Here is a 12,117-nt window from a genome sequence, read left to right on the forward strand (position 1 = left end):
GCCGTTTTCGTTTGTGGGGGAAACGGAGCGGGGTATCTCGCCAGCCGTACCGCACCGTCCATAGGGCAGAAAACCCGCGCAGCGGTTTTCACCGATGGGTGAGGCGCCGGTGCAGGGGCCGGCGTCTACGCTGCCTCGCGCACCACCTCCAGCACGCGGATACATCCCACCTGCGGGTAGTGCCAGCGCACCTGCAGATCCCAGAACTGCACCCCATAGCGCCGCTCCGGAGTCGGCGTCTGGTAGGCCGGTCGCGGATCCTGGGCCAGGCACTGCTCGATCAGCTCGACCACCGGCTCGCCCAGCCGCTGCGCCTGCTCGCGTGCCTGGAGCAGGGCGGTATCGCTCCACTCCAGCGCAATGGCCGGCGGCGGCGCGTCGGCGATCGCATTGTGCGCGTCGCTCACGATGTCCGCGTAGGGGACGTAGGGCTTGATGTCCAGCACCGGCGTGCCATCCAGCAGGTCGATGCCGGACAGGTGCAGGCGGCCCGGCTCGACCTTCTCCAGCTTGACCACCGACTGGCCGATGCCGTTGGGCCGGTGGGTGGCGCGGGTGGCGAACACCCCCAGCGCGCGGTTGCCGCCCAGGCGCGGCGGCCGGACCTTGAGGCGCGGCTTGTCCTCCAGCGCCTGGTGGAACAGGAACAGCAACCAGACGTGGCTGACCTGCTCCAGCCCGGCCACCGCGGAGCCATCGTCGAACGGCGGCAGCAGCTCCAGCACGCCGCGCGCCGCCGGGGCCAGCTGAGGCTGGCGCGGGATGGCGAACTTCTCCTTGAAACAGGAGCGCAGGATGCCGACGGGGCTGACGCGATAGGACATGGCGGGCGACCGGTGAGGGAACGGGGAGGGGATGATACGCGCCGGGCGAGGCAAGAACACCCCGCATCCCGGTCGGGACGCGGGGCAGACGGCGGGTTACAGGCCGAGCAGGCGCGCCACGTAGTCGGCGTCCTTGTCGCCGCGGCCGGACAGGTTGACCAGGATGTGCGCGTCCTTCGGCAGCGTCGGCGCCACGCGCATCGCCCAGGCCACCGCGTGGGCGCTTTCCAGCGCGGGAATGATGCCCTCGACGCGCGACAGCGTCATGAAGGCGTCCAGGCATTCCTGGTCGCTGGCGGTCTGGTAGCTGACCCGGCCGATATCCTTCAGGTAGCTGTGTTGCGGGCCGACACCGGGGTAGTCGAGGCCCGAAGCGATCGAGTGCACCGGCGCCGGGTTGCCTTCGGCATCTTCCAGTACATAGCAGGCCATGCCGTGCAGCTCGCCGGGCTTGCCCATCGACAGGGTGGCCGAGTGACGGCCGGGCTTGTCCAGGCCCTCGCCAGCCGGTTCGACGCCAACCAGGGTGACCTCTGCATCGTCGAGGAAGGCGGTAAACATGCCCATGGCGTTGGAGCCACCGCCGACGCAGGCGGCGACCTGATCGGGCAGGCGGCCGTGCTTGCTCAGGAACTGCGCGCGCGCCTCGTTGCCGATGATCGACTGGAAGTCGCGGACCATCTTCGGGAATGGATGCGGGCCGACCACCGAGCCGATGGCGTAGATGAAGTTGTGCGGATCCTTGAGGTATTCCTCGAAGGCGCTGTCCACCGCCTCCTTGAGGGTCGCCGCGCCGCGGGTCACCGGCACCAGCGTGCAGCCGAGGATCTTCATCTTGGTGACGTTGGGGTGTTCCTTCTCGATGTCCACCTGGCCCATGTGGATCTCGCAGGGAATGCCCACCAGCGCGCAGGCGGTGGCCAGCGCCACGCCGTGCTGGCCGGCGCCGGTCTCGGCGATCACCTTGGTCTTGCCCATGAACTTGGCGAGCAGCGCCTCGCCCAGGCAATGGTTGATCTTGTGCGCGCCGGTGTGGTTGAGGTCCTCGCGCTTCAGGTGGATCTGCGCGCCGCCGAGCTTCTCGGACAGGCGGCGGGCATGGAAGATCGGGCTGGGGCGGCCGACGTAGTCGGCGAACAGGCTGGCCAGCTCCTGCTGGAAGTCCTCGCGCTGGCGGATCTCCTCGTAGGCGGCGTCGATCTCGTCCATCACCTGCTTGAGCTCGGGCGGCACCAGCTGGCCGCCGTAGGGGCCGAAGTAGCCGCGGGCATCGGGCATGGGGGCGAAGCGGGAGGCGGAACTCATCGTCGGGTACTCATCCTGAAGGGGCGCCAAAGCGCGGGACGGGGCGGGCAGGACGCCCCGCGGGGTCGTGTCGATCTTAACGAGTCATCCGCGGCGGCGAAATGCGTCAATGGCAGTCGTCGGCGCCGGCTGCGCGCAAGTCGAGGATCTGCTCGACCTGCAGACGCTCGCCGACGCCGCCGCCGCTGGCCAGGCGGCGGCCGCGCGCCTGCAGGAAGGCCTCTTCGTAGGGCTCGCCGACGAGGGCCAGATACTCCGCGCTCAGGCGCTCGCCGAGCACGGGATCGGCGACCACCTGCAGCGGCCGGCTGGCGCCGCAGGGCAGGAAGGCATCGCTATCCGGGCCGAGCGACAGGTGGCCGCGATGCACGTCGCCGCGGGCCTGTGGCGTGGTAGCGGGGCCGCTGCAGCCGCTGCTCAGCAGGAGCGCGGCGCCGAGCAGCAGCGGTTGGCAAGCGGAGAGGCCGGAGGCCAGGCCGTCGATGCGCATGGTCGAAGGTTCTCGCAAAAGGAGTGGGGCGCCCGGGAAATCGTCCCAAGCATGGACCTTCGCCGCGCCGCCGTCATCCCGGCGAAGGTCCAAGCCGGCCTGTGCCGCTAAGCGCCCAGCGGCTGCGCGACCATGCCCAGCAGAAAACCGGCCACCGCGCCCAGCGGCGGCGACCAGTGGCGCTGCAGCGGGACCTGCGGGGCGATGTCCTGGAACACCGAGTAGAGGATGCCGCCGGAGGCGAACAGCATGATAACGCCGACCGCTTGCGGGTACGGCGCCAGCCACAGATAGCCACAGACGCCGGCCAGCGGGCCGAGCAGGGCGATCAGGGTGAACAGGCCGATGATAAAGCGGTTGCCGAAGCGCGTGCCGCGGCGCATCTCGCGGTAGGCGTTGAAGCCCTCCGGCAGGTTCTGCAACGCCATCAGCAGGGCCAGCAGCAGTCCGCCAGGGCTGCCGAGGGCGACCGCCGCGCCGAGGGCGAGCGTCTCCGGGACATAGTCGAGCAGCATGTCGATCGCCTGGCTCGCGGCCGCGCGATGGGCGGCGAGGAAGCGGTCGACCAGCATGAACAGCAGGCCGCCGCCGGCGAAGCTGACGGCGACGAGGCAGGTCGGCAGGCCGCGCATGCCTTCGGGGACCAACACCAGGGCCACGGCGGCCAGCAGGGCACCGGCGCCGAAGGCGAGGACGGTATGACGCAGCTCGGTTTCCAGCCAGCGGGGATGGATGTGTTCGTGGAGGGCGAGCAGGGCGCCGAGCGGCATGGCCAGACCGGGCAGCAGGGTCAGGCCGAGGATATGCAGCCAGGGATGCATGGGCGCCTCCATCCATAGGACGAGGCTCCATTACAGCGCATTTGCCGGGCCCGGCCCAGAGACGACGAGCCCGGCGCGGGGCCGGGCTCGTCGGGAGGGAAGGGGAAGCCTTAGATGACTTCCGCCCACAGGTCGTACTCGTCGGCGTCGGTGACCCGCACCCACACCTTGTCGCCCGGCTGCAGCGGCTGTTCGCTGTCGACGTAGACGTTGCCGTCGATCTCCGGGGCGTCGGCGGCGGAGCGGCCGATGGCGCCCTGCTCGTCGACCTCGTCGATCAGCACCTCGATTTCCTTGCCGATCTTCAGCTGCAGGCGCGCCGCGCTGATCGCCTGCTGGTGGGCCATGAAGCGCTCCCAGCGCTCCTGCTTGACCTCGTCCGGGACCGCTTCCAGGCCCAGCTGTTCGGCCGGCGCGCCTTCGACCGGCGAGTACTGGAAGCAGCCGACGCGATCGAGCTGTGCCTCGGTGAGCCAGTCGAGCAGGTACTGGAAGTCCTCCTCGGTCTCGCCGGGGAAGCCGACGATGAAGGTCGAGCGGATGGTCAGCTCCGGGCAGAGCTCGCGCCACTTCTTGATCCGCGCCAGGGTCTGGTCCTCGAAGGCCGGACGCTTCATGGCCTTGAGCACCTTGGGGCTGGCGTGCTGGAAGGGGATGTCCAGGTACGGCAGGATCTTGCCGGCGGCCATCAGCGGGATGACGTCGTCGACGTTCGGGTAGGGGTAGACGTAGTGCAGGCGCACCCACACGCCCATGCCGGACAGCGCCTCGCACAGCTCGAGCATGCGGGTCTTCACCGGCTGGCCGTTCCAGAAGTCCAGCTTGTACTTGAGGTCGACGCCGTAGGCGCTGGTGTCCTGGCTGATCACCAGCAGCTCCTTGACCCCGGCCTTGACCAGGCGCTCGGCCTCGGACAGCACGTCGCCGACCGGGCGGCTGACCAGCTTGCCGCGCATCGACGGGATGATGCAGAACGAGCAGCTGTGGTTGCAGCCCTCGGAAATCTTCAGGTAGGCGTAGTGGCGCGGGGTCAGCTTGATGCCCTGCGGCGGCACCAGGTCGACGAACGGGTCGTGGTCGACCTTCGGCGGCACCACCTCGTGCACCGCGTTGACCACCTGCTCGTACTGCTGCGGGCCGGTGACCGCCAGTACGCTGGGGTGCACGTTGCGGATGCTGTCCTCGGACACGCCCATGCAGCCGGTGACGATCACCTTGCCGTTCTCCGCCAGCGCCTCGCCGATGGCGTCCAGCGACTCGGCCTTGGCGCTGTCGATGAAGCCGCAGGTGTTGACCACCACCACGTCGGCATCCTCATAGGAGGGGACGATCTGGTAGCCCTCCATGCGCAGCTGGGTAAGGATGCGTTCGGAGTCGACGGTCGCCTTCGGGCAACCGAGGGAAACGAAACCGACTTTGGGCGTGGCGGTGGACATGCAGACTAACCTCGGAGAGCGCCCGGCAGGCGCCTTGATCAAAAAGTGCGCAATTCTAGCGGCGCCCGGCGCGCTTGGCCAGTGCCGCGCGGGCAAACCAAAGGCCCCGCGCGCGAAGCGGGCGGGGCGGGATGAGCAGGCCGGGATTCAGCTGCGGCCGGGTAGCATGCGCGCCAGGGTGTTGTCGCGCACCACGTAGTGGTGGAACAGGCCGGCGAGAGCGTGCAGGCCGATCAGGAAGTAGCCGGCCTGACCGCCGAACTCGTGCAGTTCCTCGAGACTTTCTGCCAGGCCGGGGTTCTTCGCCATCAGCATCGGCAGTTCCAGGCCGAAGAACGGCGCCGGTTTGCCCTCGGCGTTGAGGATCAGCCAGCCGACCAGCGGCATGCCGATCATCAGCACGTACAGCGCCAGGTGCATCAGGTGGGCGAGGCCGGTCTGCCAGGCCGGTGAGGGCGGCTGGATCGCCGGGGCCTTGGTCAACAGGCGGCCGAGTAGGCGCAGCCACACCAGCGCGAAGATGCCGAGGCCAAGCATGAAATGCCACTGCTTGAGCAGTTCGCGGATCTCGCTGCCCTTGGCGAAGTTGCCCTTGAGTTCGATACAGGCATAGACCGCGGCGATCAGCAACAGCATCAGCCAGTGCAGCGCGACGTTGAGGGGGCTGTAGCGGGAAGGGCGGCTGGCCATGAGGGCTCCTGGGCATGCGCTGAAGTGGATGCGCAGGAGTCTAGGCGGGCAAGCTTAAGCCAAGCTGAGTGCTCGGCGGCGGCACAAATGAAAAAGGCCATTCCGGAGAATGGCCTTTTCGAATTTGGTTGCGGGGGCAGGATTTGAACCTACGACCTTCGGGTTATGAGCCCGACGAGCTACCAGACTGCTCCACCCCGCGTCTGATGGCGGCCATTCTACCCGCAAATGGCTGGGAGTCAACCAATAGTTTTTCTGAATCAATGACTTGCTGCGGAAACGTGCAGCGAACGGAAACGAAAAAGGCCATTCCGAAGAATGGCCTTTTGAATTTGGTTGCGGGGGCAGGATTTGAACCTACGACCTTCGGGTTATGAGCCCGACGAGCTACCAGACTGCTCCACCCCGCGTCCGATGGCGGCGATTCTACGTAAAAACGCCTGGCTGTCAAGCTGATCCTGAAAAAACTTTCGCCGGATCAAGCAGTTATGCCGCTCGGCAAAGGCCCTGTAGCCCCCCTGCAGTCCCCGTCCGCCGCGGCCTGCAGAGGGGTTGCCACACTTCGCTGCGCGGCAGCGTTACACTGGCGACCTGTCCGCCCTCTCCACAGTCCGACCCTGCCGTCTCCTGCCGTGCGCAAGATCATCCACATTGACTGCGACTGCTTCTATGCCGCCATCGAGATGCGCGACGACCCGCGTCTGGCCGGTCGGCCGATGGCGGTGGGCGGCGCGCCGGACCGGCGCGGGGTGATCGCCACCTGCAACTACGAGGCGCGCGCCTTCGGCGTGCGTTCGGCGATGCCCTCACGGCAGGCGCTGGCGCTGTGTCCGCAGCTGCTGATCGTGCGGCCGCGCTTCGAGGCCTACAGGGCCGCTTCACAGCAGATCCACTCCATCCTCCACGACTACACCGAGCTGATCGAGCCGCTGTCGCTGGACGAGGCTTACCTGGACGTCTCCGATTCCGCGCACTTCGCCGGCAGCGCCACGCGCATCGCCCAGGACATCCGCCGCCGCGTGCGCGAGCAGCTGGAAATCACCGTGTCGGCCGGCGTGGCGCCGAACAAGTTCCTCGCCAAGATCGCCAGCGACTGGCACAAGCCGGACGGGCTGTGCGTGATCACCCCGGCACAGGTCGACGAGTTCGTCGCGGTGCTGCCGGTGGCACGCCTGCACGGGGTAGGCAAGGTCACCGCCGAACGCCTGGCGCGCCTGGGCGTCCAGCGTTGCTGCGACCTGCGTACATGGGAGCGCCGGGCGCTGGTGCGCGAGTTCGGCAGTTTCGGCGAGCGCCTGTGGCAGCTCGCCCACGGCATCGACGAGCGGTCGGTGCAGGTCGAGCGACGCCGCCAGACGCTGAGCGTCGAGCACACCTTCGACGCCGACCTGCCGGATCTGGCCGCCTGCCAGGCCGAACTGCCGACCCTGCTCGAGCAGCTGGAGCGGCGCCTGCTGCGCCTGGACGAGGGCTACCGGGCCGACAAGCCGCTGGTCAAGCTGAAGTTCCACGACTTCACCCAGACCACCCTCGAGCAGGCCGGCGCCGGTCGCGACGCGGGCAGCTACCAACGCCTGCTGGCGGCGGCCTTCGCCCGCGGCGGCAAGCCCGTGCGGCTGATCGGCGTGGGCGTGCGCCTGCTCGACCTGCGCGAAGGCGGCGAGCAGTTGACGTTGTTCTAGGGGAGGCCGGCGGGCGCCGGCCCCTGGGCGGGCTCAGCCTTGGTCGGGCTTCAGGCGCAGCGGCTTGCCCTGCTCGGGCCACAGACGCAGCTCGCCGAGCGGCGAGACGTCCCAGCGGCGTACCTGGCGCAGGCTGTCGAAGAAGCGCTGCTCCTGCTCCATCAGCTCCGGCGAACACAGCCGGCGGGTGCTGCCGACCCGGCTGAAGCGCAGGATCTCGCCCTCGATGCCGTAGCCGGCGAACCAGTGGTTGCAGCCGCCGGTGCCGTAGGCGCGGTCGTCGGCGCCGAAGGTGATGGTCAGGTAGCTGCGCTCTGCCAGCGGCAGGGCGCCGATCCATTCGACGCGGTAGGTGCGCTCCTGCTCCAGCGCCGGCGGTGCGCTGGCGCAGCCGGCGAGAGCGAGGGCGATGCCGACGAGGGTGGGGCGTAACATCAGGCCTCCTTGGCGTGACAGCTCGGGCAGAGATGGCGGCCGGCGCTGTGCTGCCAGCCCAGTTCGGCGATGCGGGCTTCGGCGGCCGGCGCGCAGGCGGCCGCGCCGAGGGCACCGTCGACGGCGAACTCGAAGTCGAGTTGCTTGGCGCAGCCGTCGCAGGCTACCTGCCAGTTGTGGATATTGAGCTCGCGGAACGCCGGGCCGCGGGCTACCGCCAGCCACTGGCCGGGCGGATTGATCAGGTGGCGGACCTTCTCGACGCTCAGGCGCATGGACAGGTCGCGGCTGCCCTTGAGGGTGACCAGCAGGACGTCGCCGCTCTGGATCGAGCCGCCGTTGCCGGTGACCTGGTAGTGGCCGGGCGCCAGGGCACGGCACTCGATGAGGGTGTGTTGCGGGTTGAGCAGGTTGTAGCGGAAATCGTGTTCGGTCATGGCGCCTCCGGGCAGGTGCGCAATGCTAGCACGCTGCCCGTGACGCTTCAGAGCGGCACGCGGTTGACGGCCTGCCCGGCCTGCCAGGCCGCGACGTTGTCCAGGGTGGTGGTGGCGATCGCCGCCAGCGCCTCGCGGGTCAGGAAGGCCTGGTGGGCGGTGATGATGACGTTGGGGAAGGTCAGCAGGCGCGCCAGCACGTCGTCCTGCAGCGGCAGGTCGGAGCGGTCCTCGAAGAACAGGTCGGCCTCTTCCTCGTAGACGTCGAGGCCCAGGTAGCCGAGCTGGCCGCTCTTCAGCGCCTCGATCAGCGCCGGCGTGTCGACCAGCGCGCCGCGGCCGGTGTTGATCAGCATGGCGCCGCGCTTCAGGCGCGCCAGGCTGCTGCGATCGATCAGGTGGCGGGTGGCCGGCGTCAGCGGGCAATGCAGGCTGAGGACGTCGCTGCTCGCCAGCAGTTCGTCGAGCCCGGCGTAGCGGGCGCCCAGCGCTGCCAGGCCGGCGTCGGCGTGCGGGTCGTGGAGCAGCACCCGGCAGCCGAAGCCGAGCATGATGCGCGCGAACGCCGCGCCGATCTGCCCGGTGCCGATCACCCCGACGGTCTTGCCGTGGAGGTCGAAGCCGGTCAGCCCGTGCAGCGAGAAGTCGCCCTCGCGGGTGCGGTTGAAGGCGCGGTGCAGGCGCCGGTTGAGCGCCAGCACCAGCGCCGCCGCGTGCTCGGCCACCGCGTGCGGCGAGTAGGCCGGCACGCGCACCACCGGCAGGCCGAGGCTCTGCGCGGCGGCCAGGTCGACGTGGTTGTAGCCGGCCGAGCGCAGGGCGATCAGCTGCGTGCCGCCGGCCTTGAGCTGCGCCAGCACCGGGGCGGACAGGTCGTCGTTGACGAAGGCGCAGACCGCCGGACTGCCAGCGGCCAGGGTGGCGGTATCGAGGTCCAGGCGCGCGTCGAGAAAATGCAGCTCGAAGGCGCCGGCCTGATTGGCGGCGGTGAAGCTGTCACGATCGTAGGGCTTGCTGCTGAACAGGGTCAGGCGCACGGGGGAACTCCGGTCAGGACGCCGTTTCCGGCGCGTTTCGCGTGGCCTGCTCGGCCAGGCGGGTGATGGCGGCATCCAGTTCGTCGAGGGCCACGGAAGCCGGTGCGCTCTGCTTGAGCAGGCTCTCGCTGCGCTGGCAGGCGGCGCGCAGCTGGGGTACGCCGCAGTAGCGAGTGGCGCCGTGCAGGCGATGGATGCGTTCGATCAGCGCGGTGCGGTCGTTGCTGGCGCGTGCCTCGCGGATCGCCGCCTGGTCGGCGGCCAGCGAGTCGAGCAGCATGTTGAGCATGTCGCTGGCCAGGTCGGCCTTGCCGGCGGCCAGGCGCAGGCCTTCGGCGGCGTCGAGGACCAGCAGCTCGGGACTGGCGCTGCCGCGCTCGGGCAGCTGCGCCTCGGCCGGATCGGCGCTGTGCAGCGACAGCCCTGTCCACTTCAGCACCACTTGGGCCAGCTGGCGCTCGCTGATCGGCTTGGTCAGGTAGTCGTCCATGCCGCATTGCAGCAGGGCGCGCTTCTCGTTGGCCATGGCGTGGGCAGTCAGGGCGACGATCGGCAGCGGTGCCTGGCCCTGCTCGCTTTCCCACAGGCGGATCGCTTCGGTGGCCTCGCGCCCGTTCATGCCGGGCATCTGCACGTCCATGAACACCAGGTCGAAGCTGTCCTGCTTGACCGCCCGCAGGGCGTCGTAGCCGTTGTCCACGGCGGTGACCTGAGCGCCCATGTCGCCGAGCAGGGTCTTGACCAGCATCAGGTTGGCCGGATTGTCGTCCACGCACAGCAGCCGCGGGGCGCGGCTGGCCGCGTGGTTGGCGGCCAGCGCGGTGCCGGCCGGCTCGACCCGCTGCACGCGCGGGCTGAGCATGTCGATCAGGGTGCTCTGCAGCTTGCGGGTGCATACCGGCTTGGCCTGCAGCTGGCCGTGGCTTTCCGGCAGGTTGGCATGGTAGAGCGCCTGCTCGGTGGTCGGGCAGAGCAGCAGCGCCTGGCAGCCCTGCTGGTTGAGCTCCCACAGCTGGCGGGTCAGCCGCTCCGGCGGGTGCTCGCGGGTGTTGATGCCGATCAGGGCGACGCTCAGCGGCGCGTTGCCGTGCTGGCGCAGCGAGGCTTCCTCGATCAGCGCGTCGAGGTTGCCGAACTCGATCACCTGCATGCCGCAGTCCTCGAGCTGGTGGCGCAGCGACTGGCGGGTCAGCTCGTGGCTTTCCAGCAGCGCGGCGCAGCGCCCGCCGAGCAGGGCGCGCGGCAGTTCGTCGCCGTCGTCGGCGGCCTTGGGCAGGTTGATCACCAGCCAGAACTCGGCACCCTCGCCGCTTTCGCTGATCACCCCGATTTCGCCGCCCATCTGCTCGATCAGGCGCTTGGAGATCACCAGGCCCAGGCCGGTGCCGCCGGCGTGGCGCGCGCTGGTGTGCTCGCCCTGGTTGAAGGCCTGGAACAGATTGCGCTGCTCGGCCTCGGTGAGGCCGACGCCGCTGTCCTGCACGCTGATGCGCAGCTGGGCGTGGTCGCCGAGGTCCTCCTCGAGCATGGCGCGCACCACGATGCTGCCCTGGCGGGTGAACTTGATGGCGTTGCTGACCAGGTTGGTGAACACCTGCTTGAGGCGCAGCGAGTCGCCGACCAGGGTCTGCGGGGTGTCGCGGTAGATCAGGCTGACCAGTTCGAGCTGCTTGTCGTGGGCCGAGGGGGCGAGGATGGTCAGGGTGTCCTGGATCAGGTCGCGCAGGTTGAACGGCACCTGCTCGAGCACCAGCTTGCCGGCCTCGATCTTCGAGAAGTCGAGGATCTCGTTGATGATCGCCAGCAGGTTGTCGGCGGACTTCTCGATGGTGTGCAGGTAGTCGAGCTGGCGGCTGTTGAGGCCGCTCTTCTGCAGCAGATTGGTGAAGCCGAGGATGCCGTTGAGCGGGGTGCGGATCTCGTGGCTCATGTTGGCGAGGAACTCGGACTTGATCCGGCTGGCCTCCAGGGCCTCCTTGCGCGCCAGGCTCAGCTCGATGTTCTGCACCTCGATGGTTTCCATGGTGTTGCGCAGGTCCTCGGTGGCCTGCTCGACGTTGTGCTGCAGTTCCTCGCGGGCGTTCTCCAGCGATTCGGCCATGCGGTTGATGCCGTTGGCCAGCTCGTCCAGCTCCTGACTGGCGAAGCCGGGCAGGCGGGTGTCGAGCTTGCCGTCGCGGATCTGCGAGACGCCGCGGTTGATCTGCTCCAGCGGCTGGTTGATCGCCCGGCTCATGCGCAGCGCCAGCACGGCGCTGATCGCCAGGGCCAGCAGGGTCACCAGCAGGCTGGCCAGCAGGCTGTGGTAGCCCTGCAGCAGGGTGCCCTGGTGGGAGAGCTCCAGTTCGATCCAGCCGAGCAGCTTGTTGTCCTCGTCGGCCGGGGCATGGCCGCCGATCTGCCGGTGCGCACCGTACACCGGCAGCAGGAAGCGGGTGGCCGTGGGGCTGCTGGCCTGGCTGAGGCCATTGATCAGCTGCTCGGGCGCGGCGGTGCGCATCAGCGGGCCGGCGTGGGCGAGCACCTCGCCGCTGGGATTGAGCAGCTGCACGGCGCGCACGTCGGGCTGCTCGAGGGTCTGGGTGGCCAGCCGGTCGAGCAGCGGCAGGTCGGCGGCCGCCAGCAGGCGCGCGCTGAGGGGGGCGAGGTGTTCGACCAGCAACTGGCCGCGTTCGCTGAGCTGGCGGTGCATCTGGCTGAGCTGAACGTAGACGAAATAGCTGCCGAGGATGACCGCCAACAGGCTGGCCGGCAGCAGGGTCAACAGGAGGACGCGGCCCTTGATGCCGAGTTTGTCGAACACGCCGATGCTCCTGAAACTGAAAGTAGCCGCAGTGTAGCCTTTGCCCGTTGGCGGACAAAAGCGCCGCCGCGGCTCGCGGCGCAGCGCGCGGCGTAGAGCGACGGGTTTTCGGCTCCGGTGGAAACGGCGGCGGCCCTGCCGTGTTATCGACCGGCGG

Annotated in this window: 11 protein-coding genes and 2 tRNA genes; 1 reads left to right on the forward strand and 12 read right to left on the reverse strand. The window is 69.0% G+C overall.

Annotated features, from left to right (window positions below):
- Positions 1-125 precede the first annotated feature (125 nt).
- The 8 genes from tsaA to LMJ29_RS13380 all read right to left on the reverse strand — a co-directional run bounded on the left by tsaA (position 126) and on the right by LMJ29_RS13380 (position 5,976).
- Positions 126-824, reverse strand: coding sequence for a tRNA (N6-threonylcarbamoyladenosine(37)-N6)-methyltransferase TrmO (gene tsaA, locus LMJ29_RS13345; RefSeq protein ID WP_229606011.1), 699 nt, complete (start codon positions 822-824; stop codon positions 126-128).
- Positions 825-920: 96 nt separating this feature from the next.
- Positions 921-2,129 carry a tryptophan synthase subunit beta gene (trpB, locus tag LMJ29_RS13350; protein WP_229606012.1) on the reverse strand — a complete coding sequence of 403 codons (1,209 nt, stop codon included), beginning with the start codon at positions 2,127-2,129 and terminating at the stop codon, positions 921-923.
- A gap of 106 nt (positions 2,130-2,235) precedes the next feature.
- Positions 2,236-2,619: a hypothetical protein gene (locus LMJ29_RS13355; protein ID WP_229606013.1), complete on the reverse strand. Its 384-nt coding sequence runs from the start codon at positions 2,617-2,619 to the stop codon at positions 2,236-2,238.
- Positions 2,620-2,726: 107 nt separating this feature from the next.
- Entirely contained in the window at positions 2,727-3,440 is a 714-nt protein-coding gene (locus LMJ29_RS13360; protein ID WP_229606014.1) for a ZIP family metal transporter, read from the reverse strand.
- 110 nt (positions 3,441-3,550) lie between these two features.
- Positions 3,551-4,876: a 30S ribosomal protein S12 methylthiotransferase RimO gene (gene rimO, locus LMJ29_RS13365; protein WP_229606015.1), complete on the reverse strand. Its 1,326-nt coding sequence runs from the start codon at positions 4,874-4,876 to the stop codon at positions 3,551-3,553.
- A gap of 147 nt (positions 4,877-5,023) precedes the next feature.
- Entirely contained in the window at positions 5,024-5,566 is a 543-nt protein-coding gene (locus LMJ29_RS13370) for a cytochrome b (RefSeq protein ID WP_229606016.1), read from the reverse strand.
- Between the two features lie 125 nt (positions 5,567-5,691).
- Positions 5,692-5,768 (reverse strand) — tRNA-Met (locus LMJ29_RS13375).
- 131 nt (positions 5,769-5,899) lie between these two features.
- A tRNA-Met gene (locus LMJ29_RS13380) sits at positions 5,900-5,976 on the reverse strand.
- Positions 5,977-6,198: 222 nt separating this feature from the next.
- Here LMJ29_RS13380 and dinB point away from each other — a divergent pair.
- The gene (dinB, locus tag LMJ29_RS13385; protein ID WP_229606017.1) at positions 6,199-7,248 is read left to right on the forward strand and encodes a DNA polymerase IV; all 1,050 of its coding nucleotides are present in this window, start codon (positions 6,199-6,201) and stop codon (positions 7,246-7,248) included.
- Positions 7,249-7,281: 33 nt separating this feature from the next.
- Here the strand turns inward: dinB and LMJ29_RS13390 are convergent, their stop codons facing one another.
- From LMJ29_RS13390 to LMJ29_RS13405, 4 genes are read right to left on the reverse strand one after another with little or no spacing between them, the layout of a single operon-like run.
- Complete coding sequence (locus tag LMJ29_RS13390; RefSeq protein ID WP_229606018.1) at positions 7,282-7,683, reverse strand: META domain-containing protein; 402 nt, start codon at positions 7,681-7,683, stop codon at positions 7,282-7,284.
- Positions 7,683-8,120, reverse strand: a complete 438-nt coding sequence (locus tag LMJ29_RS13395; protein ID WP_229606019.1) for a hypothetical protein — start codon at positions 8,118-8,120, stop codon at positions 7,683-7,685. Before LMJ29_RS13395 ends, LMJ29_RS13390 begins: the two co-directional genes overlap by 1 nt.
- Before the next feature lie 47 nt (positions 8,121-8,167).
- Positions 8,168-9,157 carry a 2-hydroxyacid dehydrogenase gene (locus LMJ29_RS13400; protein ID WP_229606020.1) on the reverse strand — a complete coding sequence of 330 codons (990 nt, stop codon included), beginning with the start codon at positions 9,155-9,157 and terminating at the stop codon, positions 8,168-8,170.
- A gap of 13 nt (positions 9,158-9,170) precedes the next feature.
- Positions 9,171-11,960: a response regulator gene (locus LMJ29_RS13405; protein WP_229606021.1), complete on the reverse strand. Its 2,790-nt coding sequence runs from the start codon at positions 11,958-11,960 to the stop codon at positions 9,171-9,173.
- Positions 11,961-12,117 lie beyond the last annotated feature (157 nt).

It is taken from the genome of Pseudomonas oryzagri (genome assembly GCF_020831405.1).
GTDB lineage: Bacteria > Pseudomonadota > Gammaproteobacteria > Pseudomonadales > Pseudomonadaceae > Geopseudomonas > Geopseudomonas oryzagri.

Excerpts from the sequence above, each read along its gene's own strand:
- LMJ29_RS13370 (WP_229606016.1), bottom strand. The coding sequence starts at position 5,566 with ATGGCCAGCCGCCCTTCCCGCTACAGCCCCCTCAACGTCGCGCTGCAC.
- LMJ29_RS13390 (WP_229606018.1), bottom strand. The coding sequence starts at position 7,683 with ATGTTACGCCCCACCCTCGTCGGCATCGCCCTCGCTCTCGCCGGCTGC.
- LMJ29_RS13360 (WP_229606014.1), bottom strand. The coding sequence starts at position 3,440 with ATGCATCCCTGGCTGCATATCCTCGGCCTGACCCTGCTGCCCGGTCTG.
- LMJ29_RS13395 (WP_229606019.1), bottom strand. The coding sequence starts at position 8,120 with ATGACCGAACACGATTTCCGCTACAACCTGCTCAACCCGCAACACACC.
- trpB (WP_229606012.1), bottom strand. The coding sequence starts at position 2,129 with ATGAGTTCCGCCTCCCGCTTCGCCCCCATGCCCGATGCCCGCGGCTAC.
- tsaA (WP_229606011.1), bottom strand. The coding sequence starts at position 824 with ATGTCCTATCGCGTCAGCCCCGTCGGCATCCTGCGCTCCTGTTTCAAG.
- rimO (WP_229606015.1), bottom strand. The coding sequence starts at position 4,876 with ATGTCCACCGCCACGCCCAAAGTCGGTTTCGTTTCCCTCGGTTGCCCG.
- LMJ29_RS13355 (WP_229606013.1), bottom strand. The coding sequence starts at position 2,619 with ATGCGCATCGACGGCCTGGCCTCCGGCCTCTCCGCTTGCCAACCGCTG.